This window comes from Streptomyces sp. NPDC090088 (genome assembly GCF_044747345.1).
Lineage (GTDB): Bacteria > Actinomycetota > Actinomycetes > Streptomycetales > Streptomycetaceae > Streptomyces.
Window position 1 is genome coordinate 470,158 of sequence record NZ_JBIVDZ010000008.1, and the last position, 17,715, is coordinate 487,872.

General features: G+C 67.9%; 16 protein-coding genes. 12 read left to right on the forward strand and 4 right to left on the reverse strand.

The genetic code is table 11. The features are described from left to right. Positions 1–57: 57 nt before the first annotated feature. Positions 58–903: an alpha/beta fold hydrolase gene (locus tag ACIPSJ_RS36025; RefSeq protein ID WP_401352214.1), complete on the reverse strand. Its 846-nt coding sequence runs from the start codon at positions 901–903 to the stop codon at positions 58–60. A gap of 431 nt (positions 904–1,334) precedes the next feature. Here ACIPSJ_RS36025 and ACIPSJ_RS36030 point away from each other — a divergent pair, with 431 nt between their 5' ends. Next, positions 1,335–1,478 (forward strand): hypothetical protein, encoded by a 144-nt coding sequence (locus ACIPSJ_RS36030; RefSeq protein WP_401352216.1) that lies wholly within the window; start codon positions 1,335–1,337, stop codon positions 1,476–1,478. Between the two features lie 140 nt (positions 1,479–1,618). Continuing rightward, positions 1,619–3,022: a ricin-type beta-trefoil lectin domain protein gene (locus tag ACIPSJ_RS36035; RefSeq protein WP_401352217.1), complete on the forward strand. Its 1,404-nt coding sequence runs from the start codon at positions 1,619–1,621 to the stop codon at positions 3,020–3,022. A 224-nt stretch (positions 3,023–3,246) separates the two neighbouring features. Here the strand turns inward: ACIPSJ_RS36035 and ACIPSJ_RS36040 are convergent, their stop codons facing one another. Continuing rightward, on the reverse strand, positions 3,247–4,059 hold the full coding sequence (locus ACIPSJ_RS36040; RefSeq protein WP_401352219.1) for a hypothetical protein: 813 nt from the start codon (positions 4,057–4,059) through the stop codon (positions 3,247–3,249). Between the two features lie 501 nt (positions 4,060–4,560). On the opposite strand from ACIPSJ_RS36040, the gene ACIPSJ_RS36045 reads away from it, so the two are divergent. The 10 genes from ACIPSJ_RS36045 to ACIPSJ_RS36090 all read left to right on the forward strand — a co-directional run bounded on the left by ACIPSJ_RS36045 (position 4,561) and on the right by ACIPSJ_RS36090 (position 15,405). Continuing rightward, a complete protein-coding gene (locus ACIPSJ_RS36045; protein WP_401352221.1) occupies positions 4,561–5,808 on the forward strand; it encodes an MFS transporter in 1,248 nt (415 codons plus the stop codon). 20 nt (positions 5,809–5,828) lie between these two features. After that, positions 5,829–6,623, forward strand: a complete 795-nt coding sequence (locus tag ACIPSJ_RS36050) for a M15 family metallopeptidase (protein ID WP_401352528.1) — start codon at positions 5,829–5,831, stop codon at positions 6,621–6,623. 95 nt (positions 6,624–6,718) lie between these two features. Continuing rightward, complete coding sequence (locus ACIPSJ_RS36055; RefSeq protein WP_401352223.1) at positions 6,719–7,873, forward strand: D-alanine--D-alanine ligase family protein; 1,155 nt, start codon at positions 6,719–6,721, stop codon at positions 7,871–7,873. A gap of 323 nt (positions 7,874–8,196) precedes the next feature. Further along, positions 8,197–9,069 (forward strand): LysR family transcriptional regulator, encoded by an 873-nt coding sequence (locus ACIPSJ_RS36060; protein WP_401352225.1) that lies wholly within the window; start codon positions 8,197–8,199, stop codon positions 9,067–9,069. A 187-nt stretch (positions 9,070–9,256) separates the two neighbouring features. Next, the gene (locus tag ACIPSJ_RS36065; protein ID WP_401352227.1) at positions 9,257–10,786 is read left to right on the forward strand and encodes a GMC family oxidoreductase; all 1,530 of its coding nucleotides are present in this window, start codon (positions 9,257–9,259) and stop codon (positions 10,784–10,786) included. 462 nt (positions 10,787–11,248) lie between these two features. Further along, on the forward strand, positions 11,249–12,253 hold the full coding sequence (locus ACIPSJ_RS36070) for a DUF4331 family protein (RefSeq protein ID WP_401352229.1): 1,005 nt from the start codon (positions 11,249–11,251) through the stop codon (positions 12,251–12,253). Between the two features lie 59 nt (positions 12,254–12,312). After that, complete coding sequence (locus ACIPSJ_RS36075) at positions 12,313–13,029, forward strand: hypothetical protein (RefSeq protein ID WP_401352231.1); 717 nt, start codon at positions 12,313–12,315, stop codon at positions 13,027–13,029. Beyond that, positions 13,026–13,619 (forward strand): cytochrome c oxidase subunit 3, encoded by a 594-nt coding sequence (locus ACIPSJ_RS36080; RefSeq protein WP_401352233.1) that lies wholly within the window; start codon positions 13,026–13,028, stop codon positions 13,617–13,619. The genes ACIPSJ_RS36075 and ACIPSJ_RS36080 overlap by 4 nt, the downstream gene beginning before the upstream one ends. Positions 13,620–13,622: 3 nt before the next feature. Next, positions 13,623–13,859 carry a cytochrome C oxidase subunit IV family protein gene (locus tag ACIPSJ_RS36085; RefSeq protein WP_401352236.1) on the forward strand — a complete coding sequence of 79 codons (237 nt, stop codon included), beginning with the start codon at positions 13,623–13,625 and terminating at the stop codon, positions 13,857–13,859. A 253-nt stretch (positions 13,860–14,112) separates the two neighbouring features. After that, positions 14,113–15,405 (forward strand): MFS transporter, encoded by a 1,293-nt coding sequence (locus tag ACIPSJ_RS36090; RefSeq protein WP_401352239.1) that lies wholly within the window; start codon positions 14,113–14,115, stop codon positions 15,403–15,405. Positions 15,406–15,603: 198 nt separating this feature from the next. On the opposite strand, the gene ACIPSJ_RS36095 is transcribed toward ACIPSJ_RS36090, so the two are convergent. Continuing rightward, positions 15,604–16,197 (reverse strand): response regulator transcription factor, encoded by a 594-nt coding sequence (locus tag ACIPSJ_RS36095; protein WP_401352242.1) that lies wholly within the window; start codon positions 16,195–16,197, stop codon positions 15,604–15,606. 280 nt (positions 16,198–16,477) lie between these two features. Next, complete coding sequence (locus tag ACIPSJ_RS36100) at positions 16,478–17,461, reverse strand: PucR family transcriptional regulator (protein WP_401352245.1); 984 nt, start codon at positions 17,459–17,461, stop codon at positions 16,478–16,480. Between the last annotated feature and the right edge of the window lie 254 nt (positions 17,462–17,715).

Sequence of the window (17,715 nt, forward strand, 5' to 3'; positions counted from 1 at the left end):
GACACCGCTACCGGAGGCCGCGAGTCGATCGAACGGGCGCCCCGCCGCTGGGGTCGATCAGTGCACGGACTTGGCGGCGGCGACGATCGCGCGGTCGACCGCTCCCGGGCTGATCGAAGGAACGTCGTGTCCCGAGCGGGTGTAGATGATGTGGGCGCCCACTCGGTTGGCCTCGAACTTCTGGGCGGCCGTCGGCACGGCGTGGTCCTCGGTCGAGATGACCGCCCACTTCGGGGTCTTCGCCGGCGGATTCACGGTGGCCTTGTCGGTGAACGCCGAAAGGGCGACCGGCTCCTGGGTCACCGAGGCGGTACGGATCGCCGACTTCGACAGCCCGTTGCCGTACACGGTCCCGAACTTGTCGGCCTTGAGGTACACGTCGGTGTCGCCGCCGGGCAGGGGAACGGTGCGGAAGTTCTCCGCGACGAGCTGCGACCCGGGGAACTGCCCGATCAGGGAGCCGGCGGTTTCTCCCGCCTTCGGGATGAGAGCCGCCACGTACACGAGGGCCTTGACCTTCGATGTCGTCGCGGCGACCTGGCTGACGACCTCGCCCGCGTAGGAGTGGCCGACCAGCACGACGGGACCCTTGACGGTCTTGAGCTGTGCCTCGACATAGGCGCTGTCGAAGGCCAGGCCGCGCAGCGGGGTGTCGATCGCGAACACCGGGTAGCCGTTGCGTCGCAGGTATCCGATCTCACTGTTCCAGCTGGAGGAGTCGGCGAACGCCCCATGGACCAGGACCACCGTCGGCTTCGCGCGGTGCGCCGTCTGCGAGGCGACGGAGTGATCGTTCGCCGTGGTCGTGACGGCGCTGGCGTTCGTCACGGCCAGCGAGGCCACGACCGCGCCACTCACGAGCCCGGCGGCCGCCAGCGCTTTGATTCGAGCGGTGGACTTCATGTGGTGGTGTTCCTCTCGGATTGTCGAGCATAAAAGGCAGAGGAAGCGGCGTGGTTCGCAGGGACACGGAAACCGTATTTGTTGCGGTCGGCGGCGCTTCGCAGAATCGACTATGGCGGCCGCATCGGCGGAAGGCTAATGCCAATCCTGCTTCTTTCCATGTCGATCCGGCATGAGCCGATGGGCTCGGTGGGCTCTCCCGCCGTTCTTCGGCATTTTCGGCGCCGAATTTCTGGCGCTCAAAGCGGTGATAGCTGCTGGGAATGCAGTTGTGGGCACTGCGACGTGTACGAACGGGCACGGTCGCCAGGGCGCGGCCGTCATCGCCGTGACCGGACGACGAGCATGTCAAGACGGTGACGTCGTCGGCATGCCGAGATCCGATCTCGTGAGGGCGAACCCCTGCCTTCCGTCCAGTACTTGGAGCTTCAGTGCACTACAGAGCCATCGCTCCGGGCGCGCTCGCCCCCGTCTCCCTCCTGCTCGCCGTCCAGGCATCCGCGGCGACCTACACGCCCGGCGGCGTGGACGTGGGTCGAGGCCACGAACGGCATGCGCGAGCAGTGGGCCACTGACGGCTGGTGTCTTCCCCAGTTTTTCCGGTTGCGACGACGGTGCGTCGGCCCCGGCGACCGCCCAGGCCGCGTCGGGCACCACGGTCACGCCACAGCCCGAACGCGGGTACCGCCATAAGCACATCCAGATAGGACAAGTAGTGCGCATACACAAGCTGAGCTCTGCCCTGGTGGGGATCACCGCCGTGCTGGCGCTGACCACCGGGACACCTGCTTCCGAAGCGGCGCCCCCCGCCGGGCCTTCCGGGGCGGCGGCCTCCGCCCGGACGGACTCCGGCTCACCCGCACCCGGTGCCCGGCACAGCGAGCGCGTGGTCCCCGGCACCACGGGGGCGGCGGCGCGGAAGAAACTGCCTGCCGAGGTCTCCCGGCGGTTCTACGAGCTGAACGCCTCCGGGCACGTCAGCCCGGGCGATGTCGCCGAGGACGCGCCGTCCGTCACGGATTCCACCGCCAGCGCCTTGTCCTCCTGGACCGGGAAGTACCACGCCTACTGGGGTGTCTTTCCCACCGGCGGGACCATGCACGGTGCGCAGGCCACCCACAGCGTGAATCTCTCGGCCCCGGTCACCGGCGACGACACCGTCTATGCGCCGACTCTGGACCCGAGTAATGCCACCTGCATCGAGATGACCACGATCTACTCCGGGGGCACGGTCTGGGTCGGTGCGTGGGACTGGTGTGCGGCAAGCCCGGGCTGGGGGAAGTACGTGGTGGTCAATTCCGCCTTCCTGGACACCTATACCAAGAAGGTGAACGGCCGGCCGTCGTACTCGGTCCAGGACGTCCAGACCAATGTGACGACCAACGAGTGGACCTCGTACCTCTACAACTACGACACGCACGAATGGGAGACCTTCTTCAAGAGCGCGGACACCAGCAAGCTGAGCAATTCAGGCGGAGGCTGGGACATGATGGAGGTCTACACGCACTACGACCCCACGACCGGCGAGGGCCAGTACTGCGCGGAGACCAAGGGCGCGGTGTTCCAGACCACGGGACTCAAGTACCAGACCTCCTACGGCGGCGGCTGGACGGCCGCCACGGAGGCCAACTCGAGCGTGGCGACCACGGTGAAGTCGTCCGACCTCGGCTGCTCGGATCTGTCCTACGCGGTACTGACGCCGAACAGTGGGTTCTCGTTGACCAACGAGAAGAACCCGACGGGCCCCATCAGCAACTCCGCCGGGATGTGCGTGGACAACCGCCTGGGCAACACCGCGAACGGCAACCCGGTCCAGCTGTACTGGTGCAACGACACGAACTCGCAGCAGTGGACGCTGCAACTCAACGGCACGATCATGGCCGAGAGCAAGTGCATGGCCGTCAAGGGCGGGGGCACAGCCGACGGCACCCTCGTGGAGCTGTATGACTGCGACGGCTCCGGCGGCCAGAACTGGCAGGCGCGTGCCGACGGCACGATCTACGACCCGCAGTCCGGCAAGTGCCTCGACGGCACCGCCGACTACACCACCGTTCTCACCCAGCTCCAGATCTCTACCTGCACCGGCGCCGTCAACCAGCGTTGGAACATCCCCACCTGACCCTTCACCGGGGCGGCTTACCGGGTGCCGGAGGCGTGCTCAGGCACCCGATAAGCCGCCCTGCGGGGGGATTCCGCGAAGTCTCACATGGGGGCCGGCCACATTCGCGCCACCCCCTGCCGTCGAGCCCGCTGTCCAGGCGTTCAGGAGCGCGGCCCTTACCGCCTCCTCCGATTCCTCCGGTTCTGCCTCATCGCCCGGTGCCGCCGCTCGCTCGTCCATGTTCATCTCTCCGTAGGTCTGTTCATCTCCGAGGCACGAAGCCGGACGGGCCGTTCAGTCGTCTCTTTCGCGCTGGCGCGGTCCGAAGGCCCAGGTTTTTCCCGGGACCCCTCGACGAGGCCCAGGAACGTCGTGCGCCCCCATTGGGTCGCGCAGTCGACCGACAACCCGTCACGCGCGAGCCGCTCGTTGAGCCTTACGATCCTGCCCTGCAGCGCTCGGCGGCTCATCGGTTCCCCGGCTGTGCCGAGCAGTAGGCACAGATCGTGGCAGCACCAGGGCCGTGAGGCGGAACAGAGGATGTCGAACAGCACCTGCTGGGAGTGTTGCTGGGCGCGGACGGCGCGAAACGGTGGTGAGTCCGCTGCCCTCCGCCGCGATGAGCGCCGCATGTCCAGCCATCGCCTCTCGGCGGCGATTCTGCTGGCGAGTTCCCTGGGTGGCGAGGCGCGGGGGAGGACGTTGGCGGCACCCGCCAGCAGGAGCCGTACGGAATCCGTGTGATCCGGTACGAGTACGACCACGGACGAGATGTTGCTGAGCGCGTGCACGCGTTGCTCCAGGCCGTCGTTCCACTGCGAACCGGGTACGTCCAGGACGGCGAGGCGAGGGCCGGCCTCATGCAGCAGGGCGCCGTAAGCCCGCTCGGAGCCCCAGGTGTGCGTCTGGGTGGGCAGCACCTGCTGACTGCGCAGGGAGCGGAGCAGTGACGCCGTCTGCTCGCGCTGAAGCGTGAGCACGATGCTCACCGGATAGGTGACGTCCTCCTCTTCCACGAGACCGATGGGGCCCTGGGCGATGCTGAGGTCAGTCATGTTCGGTGTTCGTCCTCCGGGGTGGCGGGGCCCGGACCTGGGCCTGGAGGCGTTGGCGAAGGCCGGCTCTCTCGGACGTCGTCGGGTCGCCGGGCGGCAGAGGCAGACCTGACCCGCTCGCCGATTCTCGGTCAGGGTCGGCCGATCCCGCCCATACCGACCAGGGCCGTTCCGATGCCGGATCGGCATGTCCCCAGCTTGCCGACGCGTCATCCGCCGTACCCGCGGCGCCGAAGTGTCCGTTCGGGCCCTGCCGGGGTCCCGTTGGTACCCGATGCGCTTACGGCAGCCGTGAGCACGTCACCCGGAGCCCTACGGTGGTCCCCGTCGGCCTCCCCCGGTCCCCCTCGGTGGGAGGCCGCCCTGATGCCCGTCGGGTCGCCTGCGGTGTGGGAACCACGGCGACGACTCCCAATGTGCCGACGGACCAGGTGACGTGCGCCCCGCGGCTGCCGCTCCTGTCACCCACTCCGCCCTTCCCGCACAGAGAGCCGAACAACGATGCTCGAAGAGCTTCATGTCAGGTCCGAGGTGAGGGCCAGGCCGCCCAGCAGGCGGGCCGACAAGGCGGTCACTCGCCGAAGGTCGGCTGTCTTCTTATCCGTCGTCCTCACCACGTTCCTCGTCGCCTCCAGTGCGCCTACTCCGCTCTACCGCGTCTACCAGGCGAGTTGGCACCTCTCCTCCGGCACGGTCACCGTGGTCTACGGCGTGTACTGCCTGAGCGTCCTGGTCGCGCTCCTGACCGTCGGCGCGCTCTCGGACCATGTCGGCCGGCGGCCGGTCATCGGCGCCGCTCTCGCCCTCGAAGCACTGTCCATGCTGCTGTTCCTGCAGGCCGGCGGCGTGACCTCGCTGCTCCTCGCCCGGACGCTTCAGGGGCTGGCCACAGGTGCCGCGACGAGTGCACTGGGTGCTGCGCTGCTCGACGTGACCAGGCGGTGGGGGCCTCTGTTCGTCAGCATCGCACCGCTCATCGGCATGGCGTTGGGGACGATCGGCACCAGCCTGCTCATGGACCTGATGCCGACTCATCCCGGCAGTGTGTACTCGTTGCTGTTCGGCGCGCTGGCCGTGCAGACACTCGGTCTGGCCTTCCTTCCGGAGTCGAGGTCGCCGAGGCCGGGAGCCTGGCTGTCGCTGCGACCACGGATCCGCGCGCCCCGCTCCAGCCGACGCGCTCTCCTGGTCACCGCACCCGTGTTCGTCGCCGTCTGGGCCCTGGGCGGTTTCTATCTGTCCCTCGGGCCCGATCTGGTCCAGGGCATCACAGGATCGGCGTCGTCGACCGCCGACGGCCTGATCGTGTCCCTGCTGACCGCCAGTGCGGTCCCCGCCGTGCTGCTGACCCGGCGCGCCGAGGCCGGCCGAACGGCATTGGGCGGCTCCCTGCTTCTGACGACGGGGGTGGCCGTCACACTGCTGGCCGCCCACCGCGACTCCTCCACAGCCCTGTACGTGGGGACCGCGGTGGCCGGCACGGGATTCGGCCCCGCGTTCCAGGGCGGCGTCCGGCTGGTGACGGCGAACGTCCTCGCGACGGAACGGGCGGGTCTGATGGCCGCCATCTACACCATCACCTATACGTCGATGTGTGTTCCGGTACTGGTGACGGGTCTGCTCATTGGCGAATACGGGCTCCTGCACTGCACCTTGTTCTTCGGTGTTTTCGTCATGGCGCTCTCACTGACGCCGTTCGCGGGGCTGGGGAAATTCTCCGCCCATATATCAAGTAGAGGTACGACATAGTGAGAATCAGCAACGCGCGCATGCGCGTCCCGGTACTGCTGGCATTTCTGGCAGCCGTCCTCGTCACGGTGACGAGTGCCTCCGCCACCGCGCAGGCAGCCGACACGGAAAGCAAGGCACCCGCCGATTTCGTGGCACTACACGACGTGGCCCCCGCGATCCTTCAGGAAATCCGCTACGCCACGCCCCACAATTTCATCGGCACCCCGATAAACGGTTATGCCGAACCGCTGTGCATCGTCACCGCCCCGACGGCGCAGGCCCTCGCGAAGGCCGAGCGCTACTTCCTGACGCAGGGCTACACGCTGAAGGTGTACGACTGCTACCGACCGCAGCGCGCGGTGGACCAGTTCGTCGACTGGGCCCAGGACCTGACCGACCTGAAGATGAAGGACGAGTTCTACCCGCAGGTGGACAAGGCCGACCTCTTCACTGACGGGTACATCGCGGCGAAGTCCGGGCACAGCCGCGGCAGCACGATCGACCTCACGCTCGTGAAGCTGCCGGTCCACCCGACGCGTCCCTACGTCCCGGGGGAAAAGCTGGAGCCGTGCTACGCCCCGGCGGCGCAGAGGTTCCCGGACAACTCGATCGACATGGGCACCGGGTACGACTGCTTCGACACGCTCGCGCACACGCTGGACCCGCGCATCGTGGGAGTCCAGCACAGCAACAGACTGCTGCTCAAGAACGAGCTCGAGTCTGTCGGGTTCGTCAATCTCGCCGAGGAATGGTGGCACTTCACCTTCGCCGCCGAGCCCTACCCGTCCACCTATTTCGACTTCCCCGTCTCCAGATCCTCGCTGACCAGCTGACCAGCTGACCGGACAACCGAGACCTCGTTCCACGACGTGCGGCGCCGGCCTTCCGGCCGGAAGGCCGGCGCCGCACAGCGAAGGAAATAGAAACCATGACCGAACCATCCACACCCCCTCCGCCCGGACCCCGCCGCAGGCCACTGGTGATACTCCTCTTCGGCGGCCGGAGCTCGGAGCACGGCATTTCCGTCGTGACCGCGGGGGCCGTGCTGCGAGCCATCGACCGGACGAAGTACGACGTCCTGCCGGTCGGCATCACCCAGGACGGGCGCTGGATCCTGACGGCGGACGATCCCGAGCGCATGGCGATGACCGACGGGCGCCCGCCCACGGTCGAGCAGCTCACGGTTTCGGACCGGGGCAGCATCATCGTCTCCGTCGATCCGACCGACCGGACTGTCGTCCGCAGCGAACGCGGCGCGGAGCCCAAGGTCCTCGGCGAAGTGGACGTGGTCTTTCCCGTACTGCACGGACCGTACGGCGAGGACGGCACCGTGCAGGGCCTCCTGGAGCTGTCCGGCATCCCCTACGTCGGAGCGGGTGTCCTCGCCTCGGCGGTCGGCCAGGACAAGGAGTACATGAAGAGGGTGTTCAGCTCGTTCGGCCTGGCGGTCGGGCCGTACCTGGTGATCAGACCCCGCGAGTGGCAGACCGACGCGGCGGGGGCCCGCGCGAGGATCAGCCGCTTCGCCGGCGCGTACGGCTGGCCGCTGTTCGTGAAACCGGCACGGGCCGGCTCTTCGATCGGTATCACCAGGGTGGATGGGCCGCCCGGCCTTGAGGACGCGATCGCGGAGGCACACCGGCATGACGCGAAGATCATCGTGGAGGCCCTGGTGCAGGGTCGCGAGATCGAGTGCGGCGTGCTCGAGTTCCCCGAGGGACCGAGGGCCAGCGTGCCGGCCGAGATCCCGGCGCCCGACGAACGCGCGTACTACGACTTCGAGGCGAAGTACCTCGACTCCACCCCCGGAGTGGTGCCCGCAGCGCTGACCGAAAGCCAGGCCGGCGAGGTGCGCCGACTGGCCCTCAAGGCGTTCGAGGCGGCTTCTTGCGAGGGGCTGGTCCGTGCGGACTTCTTCCTCACCGAGGAGGGACGGTTCGTCATCAACGAGATCAACACCATGCCCGGCTTCACCCCCGTCTCGATGTACCCGCAGATGTGGCAGGCCAGTGGCGTCGAGTACGGGGACCTGGTGGACCGTCTGCTGCAGGCGGCGCTGCGACGGACCACCAGGCTGAGGTGATCCGAGCCGAGCCGGAGCGGGGGGTTTCACTGAGAAGCGGCCGGACTGCAAAACTCGGGGTTTTGACGATTGCTGCACCGAGCGGGGTGGAATTGAGCGGCGCCCTCGGCACGCCGCTGAGAATGCGGGCAAGGGTGCGCCCATGACCGGGCGGTCATGTGTCGATGGTAGGCCCCTTTATGTCGGTCAATCATGGCCGTGGATGCCTGGTGGCGCCAATGCCGATTCGCGCAGAAGTCATGCCGGTCTGGCATCGCCAAAGCCCAAGGCGCTTTTTCGGATCGTAGTTCGACAGGAAAAGCGGCGTGGCTAACATTGGCGTCATGGATATCGACCTCCGGCGTCTCCGCTATTTCGTGACGGTTGCCGAAGAGCTCAGTTTTGTGCGTGGTGCCGAACGACTGAAGATGACGCAGCCCGCACTGAGCCGACAGATCCGCGCCCTTGAGGACGATCTCGGAGCGTCGCTGCTTCAGCGCGGCCCGCTGGGTACGGCGCTCACTCGGGCCGGCGGTCAACTGCTGGAGGACGCACGGCCGCTGCTCGCGGCATCGCTGGCTCTGCAGCGGCGAGTCCGGCTCGCCAGCCGTGAGGGGCACCACTTCACCATCGGCTTCATGCCAGGGGTCATAGTCACGCCGATCGTCAGGCAGTTCCGGGCGCTGGCGCCTGAGGTCAATGTGCAGGTGCTGCACACGGCGCCCACCGACCAGGTCGACTATCTGCTCGACGGTCGCGTCGACGTCTGCTTCGTCCGGCTGCCGCTGCCGGTCGACATCTTCGAGATCGTTCCGCTGTTCCCCGAGCCGCGGGTTGCGGCTCTCTCCGACGAACATCCGCTGGCACAGGCGGGGACCGTCCACATCACGGAGCTGACGCCGTACCGCTTGCTCCAGGACTCCGCAGACGTACCGGAATGGCGAGGCACCGACTTCGACGCGGCAACGGCACGTAACCGTCCGGAAGCCGAACGGCCCACCTCGATCGAGGAGAGCCTGGAAGCCGTCGCGTCCGGCACCGGGTTTCTCGTCGTCCCGGCCGGCCTCGCCGATTTCTACCGCCGCCCCGACATCCGTTACGTCCAGCTCACCGGGGTTGCCCCGCGCATGGTGGCGCTGGCGTACGCCAAGAACCGCAAGATGCCGTCCATCGACCGGTTCGCCAAGATCGTGATTGCGGCGCTCGGTTCGGCCTAGAGGCGCGCGCGTGGGCGAGCGGAACCGCGCTGTTCTGTCGCCATGTCCGATCGGCATGACGCTTCGGGTAATCGGCATTGGCGCGACGAGCCGCGGCCCGCAAAGCTCATCGGTAGAAGGAATGTGAACTGACAGAAAAGGTTTTGACGATGTGTCATCGCGGCTTGTTCGTGCCGGCGGAACAGAGATGACTGCCTATGACTATGTGGTCGTCGGGGGCGGAACGGCCGGCTGTGTTCTCGCGGCGCGACTATCCGAAGACGCGGCGGCGGAAGTGCTTCTCGTGGAGAGCGGCTCGGCGCTGGGCCCGCCGGCCATGCACCTTCCGGTCGGGTTCCCGCTCATCCCGGCCAAGGAGATCCTCTGGTCACGCTGGACGACCCCGCAGCCCGGGACGCTGTCGCGCACGCATCAATGGCCCAGCGGGCGGGTCCTCGGAGGATCGAGTTCGATCAACGCGATGATGCACGTCCGCGGGCACCGCGCCGTGTACGACGCATGGGCGGACAACGGTGCGAAGGGCTGGAGCTACACCGAGCTGCTGCCGTACTTTCGCCGGACCGAGACGGCGATGGGCCGCAACCCCGCCCTGCGCGGCGTCATCGGGCCGGTGTGGGCGGCGCCGACGACCCAGCTCGACGACGGGTCGTTCACCTTCCTCGACGCGCTCACCGAGGCCGGTCACGACCTCACCGACGACATCAACGGTGAACGGCAGCACGGCGCCTTCTGGTGCGACCTGGCCGGGGCGGGCGGCCGTAGGCAGAGCGCTGCGGACGCCTATCTGGTCCCGGTGCTCGACCGGCCCAATCTGCACCTGGCCACGGAGGCGGACGTCAGCCGCCTGGTGGTCGAGCACGGACGCTGCACCGGCGTGGAATACACGTCCTTCGGCACGGTGGAACGCGCCGAGGCGCGCGGTGAGGTGATCGTGGCGGCCGGGACGGTGGGCTCCGCTCACCTGCTGCTGCTCTCCGGTATCGGCCCCGCGGCACATCTGCGTGATGTCGGGATTCCGGTGCTGGCCGATCTCCCCGGAGTCGGCGCCAATCTGCACGATCACCTGCAGTGTCCCGTGGTCTTCGAGACGGGGCGGCAGCTGATGACCAGCCACGGTTTCAGTACGGTCGGTGCCCTGGTGCACAGCGGCGCGACAGCCGTTCCGGACGTCCAGCTGATGCTGCTCGACGCTCCGGCGGACATCGCGGACGTCGGGACGCCCGAGTGCGGACACACGGTCGCCTTCGCTCACACGGCGCCGGTGAGCCGGGGAACGGTTCGGCTCAGGAGCTCGAACCCGGGCCGGCTGCCGTTGATCGATCCGAACTACCTGGCCGACAGCGCCGACGTGTCGGTCATGCTCGCGGCCCTCGGTATCGCGCAGGAGATCGGCGGCATGCCCGCCTGGGGCCAGTGGGGTGCTCGGGAGACCGCCCCGGGAAAGGGAGACGACCTCGTCACCTACGTCCGCAAGAACGCGGCGACCTTCCACAACCCCGTCGGCACGTGCCGGATCGGGATGGACGACCTCGCCGTCGTCGACCCGGACCTGAGGGTGCACGGCGTCGAGGGCCTGCGTGTAGCCGACGCCTCGGTGATGCCGTCCATTCCCAACACCGGAGTCAACGCGACCGTCCTGGCCATCGCCGAACGCGCTGCCGACACCGTCCGACGCGATGCGAAACGGCCCCTGGACACGAAAGAGCGGCAACCGTGAAGTTCTTGTGGCGCATGATCGATGAAACGCTCGTCGGCGCGGTGATCTATGCACTCACGTGCAGGCTGCCCCGCAACTCGCCTCGTGCGGACGCCACGCGTGCGAACACGCAGCGGCGCGATCCCGTGTGATCCGTCCCGAATTCGCGCACCTCGTCAGCCGCAACATGCGCACGCAAGTGGACTGATGCCGAACCGGCATGCAGAGCCAGCGGATAGGCATTGGCGACGAATGACCGCCCCGGGTCAGGATGTTCGACGTGACCCACTTCGACCTCGGAGTGCCTGGCGCAGCGGCAGTAACACACTGCTCGGCGACCGCCTTGAGCGCCTGAGCGTCCCGCGGTGGCTTCCCCGGGTTCGCAGAACCGAACCCTCGAATGCTGCGCACACCAACCGCCGAGCCGGCGAGGCATCGCCCTGCCCTGCCCTGCCCTGCTCAGCCATCACGAAAGGCCGATCAATGTCCCACCACCAGGATTCAGCCGCCGCGAAAGAGGACCCTCGCCTGGACATCAGCGATGTCTACCTGTTCAAGGGACGGACCGGAACGGTCTTCGTCATGAACACCAACCCGGTGTCGGCCGACAAGGGCTTCCACCCCGAGGCGCTGTACGAGTTCCACATCGACACCGACGACGACGCGGTGCAGGATCTGACATTCCGGTTCAGATTCCTCGCCACCGAACCGGACGGCGGGCAGGCTTGGGTGTTCGACCGGCTCACCGGTTACGAGGCCACTGACCGCAACGCCTCGGGAGCCCTTGTGGCAACCGGCAGGACGCAGGAGATCGTCACCACGGCGGACGGCGTCAACGTCTTCGTCGGCCGGGCCGGGGACCCGTTCTACCTCGACGGCACCGTCGTCACGACGGTCGTGACCGCGCTCCGCAACGGCGCGGCTGTGGACCTCTCCGCATTCGACCCGCAGCGGGCCTCGAACCTGTTCGCCGGCACCAACGTCACCGCCATCGTCCTCGAAGTCCCGGACGAGCTCATCGGACCAGGGACGATCGGCCTCTGGGCCACCACCGCCCTTGACGACCACCACGGCGGCTGGCTGCAGATCAACCGGTGCGCGAATCCGCTCGTCAGCACGTTGTTCGACGTCACCGAGGCCGGCTTCGACGACTACAACGCCACTGATCCACACGCCGACCTCGACAACTACGGAGACCTCGTACGCCGGAAGGTCGCGAGTCTCGTGGCCGCGAACGACACGCACCACGACCCGCAGGGCTACGGCGCCGCGACACGGGACGTCATCTTTCCGGACGTCCTGCGCTACCAGGTGGGCACCGAAGCCGACTACGGCGCGAAGGCCCGCAACGGCAGAGGGCTCACCGAGTCCGCTCCCGAGGCGATGTTCGAGATCGTGCTGAACGCTCCCGTGTCCATGGGCCTGGACGCCGGCCACGCCACCGGCACGCTGCGCGCCGTGTTCCCGTACCTCAGCGCACCGGCCTGACGCCGCCAGGGCATCGGCCCCCTCCGTACTCTTCCCCTCCGCAACCAGGAGATTCCCTCATGTCCCGCCGAATCCTGACCGTCTGCGCGAGCTTCGGTTACGTGTTCATCGCACTGTTCTTCGCCGCTCTGCTGATCGCCCACTGGATACCCCCGATGGCGCCGAGTTGGTCGACGGAGCGGGTGGCGGCCTTCTACACGGACCACGCCAACTCGATCCGTGCCGGCCTCGTGGTCATGCTCGTCGGTGCGGTGACGACCGCACCTTTCGTCGCGGCGCTGTCGAGCCTGATCCGGCGTATCGACTCGCGGCTGGCGCCGCTGGCCGCCACCCAACTCGTCTGCGGTGCCGCCAACGTGGCCGCGATCTTCGTACCGGTCCTGATCTTCACCGCGACGGCCTACCGGCCGGACCGGTCGCCCGACATCACGATGGCGCTCAACGACACGGCCTGGATCACCCTGGTCATGAACGCGTTTCCGACCGTCGGGCAGGCCATCGCGGTCGGAGTGGCGATCCTGGCCGACAAGCGCCCCACGCCGCTCCTGCCCCGCTGGGCCGCGTACCTGAACTTCTGGATGGCCTTCCTCTTCCTGCCGAGCATCCTGCTGACCTTCTTCAAGACCGGCCCCTTCGCCTGGAACGGCATCCTCTCGTTCTGGGTCGCGGCCGGAGCCTTCGGCGCCTGGTTCCTCGTCATGACACCGCTGATGGTGCGGGCCGCGAGCCGAGTGGACGACGACCGGGCCCCGGCCGACCTGGAACCCGCGGTATGACCGCCACGGCGGCCCGGACCGAACACCCGGCGCCCCAGCGTCACCGCCACATCCCCGGCGAGGCCGGACTGTGGGTCTTCCTCCTCGGCGACATGATCATGTTCTCGGTGTTCTTCGGCTTCATCGCGGTACTGCACGGCCGGCACCCGCGGATGTTCCGGGCCTCTCAGCAGGCCCTCCATCCAGACCTGGGACTCCTGAACACCCTGCTCCTGCTGATCGCGTCCGCGCTGGTGGCCCGCGGGCTACGGCAGCTCCGATCCGGCAGACCCGCACGGACCCTGCCATGGGCGCTCCTGTGCGCGCTCGGGTTCGCCGCCGTCAAGGGCGTCGAATACGCGCTCGTGATCCACGACGGACACACACCGAGCAGCAACGACTTCTTCATGTACTACTTCGTGTTCACCGGAATCCACCTGGCCCACCTGGCGATCGGGATCGGCGCACTGACGTTCCTCATCGTCCTGTCCCGTCGGCCGCCGGCCCTGAGCCGGGGCCACCTGCTGGCCGCCGAGGGAGCGGCCGCGTACTGGCACATGGTGGACCTGCTCTGGCTCGTCCTCTTCCCGCTCTTCTATCTGGTGGCGTGAGACATGTGGGTCTTTCCGGTACTCGTCCTGGCCACGCTGTCGAGCTGGCTGCTGGGCATCGAAGGCAGCACGTCGACCCTGATCGGCTGCGCGGTCGTGGCGATCGCGCTGATCAAGGTACGCATGGTCGGCCTGCACTTCATGGAGCTGCGCAACGCCCCGGCGGCCCTCCGTGGCGCCTTCGAGGTCTACGTCGTGGCCACGGGCGCCACTCTGCTCACCCTCTACGTAATCCTCTGAAATCACCGGACAATTCGCCAAGCCGATTCGGCATGGCAGGCGACGATATCGGCATTAGCGATACGCGTCGACTTCCTCAATAATTTTCCCAGCGACTCCCTTGTGGAGGGGAGTTCACGAGCAGTGGAGGTGGAAAAAATGAAGAAGCAGCACTCCTGGTAAATTCATCGGCCGCTCCGGTTACCTTTTCGGGTCCGGAGCGGCCGCACATTCCGCGCAATATCCGTCATCGCGAGAAACAGGATCCATCACCTTGCGGCCCCCTCGACCTTCGGTGCCGGCGCCGCTGCGCCATTCCGCGTTCAGAAAGCTCTGGTCCGCCACCACTCTGGCCGCCCTGGGCGACGCCATCTCCTCGGTGGCCCTGCCGCTGGCCGCGATCGAGGTCCTGGGCGCCGACGCCGTCCAAAGTGCCGTCCTGTCGGCCGTGATCTGGCTCCCGAGCCTGTTCCTGGCCATACCGGCCGGCTCCTTCGCCGACCGTACGGGACACCACCGCAGGCTCCTGGCCGGCGCCAACCTCCTGCGGGTCGCCGCCCTGAGCACCGTGCCGATCGCAACGGCCTTCGGCCTGCTCTCGCTCATCCAGCTGGCCGTCATCCTGGCCGTCATCGGCCTGTGCTCGGTGCTGTCGAACGTCAGCGAGAGCGGTCTGTTCGCCACCACCCTGCCGTCCGAGCTCTACGTCGCCGGGCAGGCGGCCTCCTACACGGGCCAGACCGCCGCGATCCTGGCCGGACCCTCCCTCGGTGGACTGCTGGTCCAACTCGCGGGTGTACCGGCGGCGGTCGGTGTGGACTCGGCCACCGCCGTCACGGCCGCCCTGTTCCTCCTCCGACTGCGCCCGGTGGAGCGCCGCCACGAACCCGGCACCCCGGAGAACCGCGACCGGCGCACAGGCTTGGCCTTCATCCGGCGAAATCCGCTGATCAGGACAGCACTCGCGGTCACCGCCACCGGCAACTTCTTCAACATGCTCTTCTTGTCGGTGCTCGTCTGGTACTACGTCCACAAGCTGTCCCTGACCAGTGCCCAGATCGGGTTCGTGTTCAGCGTGCAGGCCATCGGCGGACTCGTCGGCGCGGCCCTGGCTTCCCGCCTCGCCCGCCGCATCGGCCTGGGCCGGATGCTCCTGGTCGGCTGCGTGGTGTCGCACGCTCCGCTCCTCGTGATCCCCGCCGTCGGTGCCACCGGAAGCCTCGTCTTCGCCCTGGTCCTGGCCTCGACGCTGCTGGGCGGCGTCGGTGAATCCGTCCAGGACATCTCGGTCGGCTCGGTCTTCGCGCTGGTGGTGCCACCTCACCTCCGGTCACAGACCCGGGGTGCGTACCAGACCGTGAGCTTCGGCCTCCGGCCGCTGGGTTCGGTCACCGGCGCCCTCATCGCCGCGACAGCGGGAATCCCCGTCGCGCTGTGGGTCGGTGCGATCGGCGGAACCCTTGCCTGCCTCTGGCTCCTTCCCTCACGCCTGCTGTCGTTCAGAGGCCAGGACGACCCGTCCGAGCAGTCCGAGCAGCCGGAAAGTGCCACCGCTCTATCGCAGTGAGGCGGAGAACCGCAGGACGGGACGCCTGACCCGAGCATGCCCATCGGCGAGGGCTCGTCGAGGACGCCTTGGGCACGCACATGCCTGGCCTCCTCGCGCGGCTCGATGGCGTCCGCGCCTGCTCCGACCAACTCAAGTCACCCGCACCAGGCCCCGCGACCTGCCCATTCACGATGCGCACGGCTCCACTAGGCCGACTCATATGAGTTTGTTGCGGATGGCGTAGGAGACGGCGTGGACGCGGTTGCGCAGTCCGAGGCGGTTGATGACTCCGTAGAGGATCTTCTTGATGTTGCGTTCGGAGTAGCACATCGTGTCGGCTATCTCGGCCAGGTCCAGGCCCTGTGAGACCAGTCGGAGCACGTCGATCTCCCGTGTGCTCAGGCCGGACGGTGTCAGGCCCTTGGGCATCAGCACGTTGCGCTGGAGGCGGTCCGCCTGGTCGAGCAGTTCGCGCTGTACCGCGGACGGAAGCAGCGCTTCGCCGGCGGCGACCGCCAGCACGGCACGGATCAGGGACTGCGGCTGCGCCTCTGCCCGCCAGAGCACGGCCCGTATTCCGCTGTGGGCCGCCACCGTCAGGTCGGCGTACCAGCCGTCGCTGACCACGAGTACGACCCGTGCCGGGGGAGGCATGGGCAGACTGCCAAGCGCTTCCAACGTGGAGTTGTCGGCTGTCTGGATCGCGGCCACCACGACGTCCGCCTCCCTCACCGTGGTGAGCGCCACTTTCGGTCCACGGCTCAGCCCGGCCGCCAGCCCGGCGTGTGTCACCGGGTCCGCGGCGTCCACGGCCACCAATACCGAGGCCGTGGGGAGCCATCTTATGACGTCGGCGTGCGGCCGCTGGCCCGGTCTGGCCGCATTGTGCGGACGCCTGCCACGCGGCGAGTCGGTTGCGGCCGCATCGATCGGAAGGCGTCGGTCCGATTCGGCCTGACGCTGCATCGGCACCACCTCTGCCGGAGCCTCCGTCGGACGGCTTCTCATCGCTGCTCGCTTTCTGAATTGAACGTGCCGGTCGGGTCAACGCCGTTGGACGCAGCCGACAGCCGGTGCTTCCGCACGGCCGCTATCCGACCCGTCCGGAGGAGACCTGAGTCCAGATGACCGCGAGCCACACCAGTGCGCGGTCGCTGTGCCTCTGCAGGTCGAGGCCGGTGAGCTTCTCGATCTGCTTGATCCGGTACAGCAGGGTGTTGCGGTGTATGTGAAGGGCGACCGTGGTGGAGGCGCTGTCGAACTGGTTCTCGACCAGGCAGGCGAGGGTCGCCATCAGCTCGCCGTGGTCCCCGCCTGCCAGCGGGCCGAGGCCCCGGTGGGCCACCGCGTCGGCGAGTTCGGGAGAGCGCGCCAGGAGCAGCTGAGGCAGGAAGTCCTCGACCTGGACACGTCCACCCCGATGGGATCGCGATGCGACAGCGACCAGCAGACGCGGGTTGTCGACGGCGGTCTGAAGGCCGGCCCGCCCGGCCGGTAGGCCCTGTGCGAGGAGCAGGCGTCGGTCGCCCGTGAACGCGGACCAGTCGAACGCGGGCCCGGTGAGTCCGGTGACGCGGGCATCCTCGACGAAGGCCAGGGCTCCTGCGGTGCGCAGGCGGGCGGCGAGGTCGGCGCGCTCGGCAGGGGTGGACTTGTCGAGCAGCACGACGAACGGCACGTACGGAGGCGTCAGATCGAAGCCGAGCCGAGCGGCACGCTCCTGGTCCTCCACCGTGATGGGCAGGTGGGCGCAGAGGCGGTCGAAGAGGGTGCGCGCCCGCCGGTCGCCCTGTGCGGACGGCAGGTCGGCCTGGTCCGCGTGGGCCTGCGTGAGCATTCGGGTGACCATGTCGAGGTAGCTGTCGAGGTGACGCCGCGCCTGATCGGTCCAGGCCGTCAGATGTCCGCGTTCCTCCGCGGTGGCCAGACCGAGCACGGCGTCCCAGAAGACGCCCGCGGCCCGGTGATGGAGGAGCAGGGCGCCGTTCAACGGCTGTCCGGCGTCGGCGCACTCCCGCGCCTGCTCGTACACCTCGGACAGGACATACGCGTCCGGAGGTGTGCCCCTCACCATCCAGTCCAGGAGCAAGCTGACGTGTCGGCGCAGCGAGGCACGAAGTGCGGAAGCCCCGCAGTCGCGCGCCGAGCGCCCGTATTCGGGCGTGCGGCGAAGTACGGGTTCCATACGTTGGACCACGGCATCGGCGTCGATGTGCTCCAGGATGTCGCGCAAAGCGGCTGTCGCAGCGGCAGCGCCCTTGGATCTGCCGGTCATGATGGACAGGCACGAACCACGCGGAGAGCCGACCTCCGTGCCGTGCCGTTGTA

What these genes read in the sequence shown, in the direction of transcription:
- ACIPSJ_RS36075 (WP_401352231.1), top strand. Translation starts at nt 12,313, where the DNA reads ATGTCCCGCCGAATCCTGACCGTCTGCGCGAGCTTCGGTTACGTGTTC.
- ACIPSJ_RS36050 (WP_401352528.1), top strand. Translation starts at nt 5,829, where the DNA reads ATGCGCGTCCCGGTACTGCTGGCATTTCTGGCAGCCGTCCTCGTCACG.
- ACIPSJ_RS36070 (WP_401352229.1), top strand. Translation starts at nt 11,249, where the DNA reads ATGTCCCACCACCAGGATTCAGCCGCCGCGAAAGAGGACCCTCGCCTG.
- ACIPSJ_RS36065 (WP_401352227.1), top strand. Translation starts at nt 9,257, where the DNA reads ATGACTGCCTATGACTATGTGGTCGTCGGGGGCGGAACGGCCGGCTGT.
- ACIPSJ_RS36080 (WP_401352233.1), top strand. Translation starts at nt 13,026, where the DNA reads ATGACCGCCACGGCGGCCCGGACCGAACACCCGGCGCCCCAGCGTCAC.
- ACIPSJ_RS36085 (WP_401352236.1), top strand. Translation starts at nt 13,623, where the DNA reads ATGTGGGTCTTTCCGGTACTCGTCCTGGCCACGCTGTCGAGCTGGCTG.
- ACIPSJ_RS36060 (WP_401352225.1), top strand. Translation starts at nt 8,197, where the DNA reads ATGGATATCGACCTCCGGCGTCTCCGCTATTTCGTGACGGTTGCCGAA.
- ACIPSJ_RS36025 (WP_401352214.1), bottom strand. Translation starts at nt 903, where the DNA reads ATGAAGTCCACCGCTCGAATCAAAGCGCTGGCGGCCGCCGGGCTCGTG.
- ACIPSJ_RS36040 (WP_401352219.1), bottom strand. Translation starts at nt 4,059, where the DNA reads ATGACTGACCTCAGCATCGCCCAGGGCCCCATCGGTCTCGTGGAAGAG.
- ACIPSJ_RS36100 (WP_401352245.1), bottom strand. Translation starts at nt 17,461, where the DNA reads ATGGTGAGGGGCACACCTCCGGACGCGTATGTCCTGTCCGAGGTGTAC.
- ACIPSJ_RS36055 (WP_401352223.1), top strand. Translation starts at nt 6,719, where the DNA reads ATGACCGAACCATCCACACCCCCTCCGCCCGGACCCCGCCGCAGGCCA.
- ACIPSJ_RS36045 (WP_401352221.1), top strand. Translation starts at nt 4,561, where the DNA reads ATGCTCGAAGAGCTTCATGTCAGGTCCGAGGTGAGGGCCAGGCCGCCC.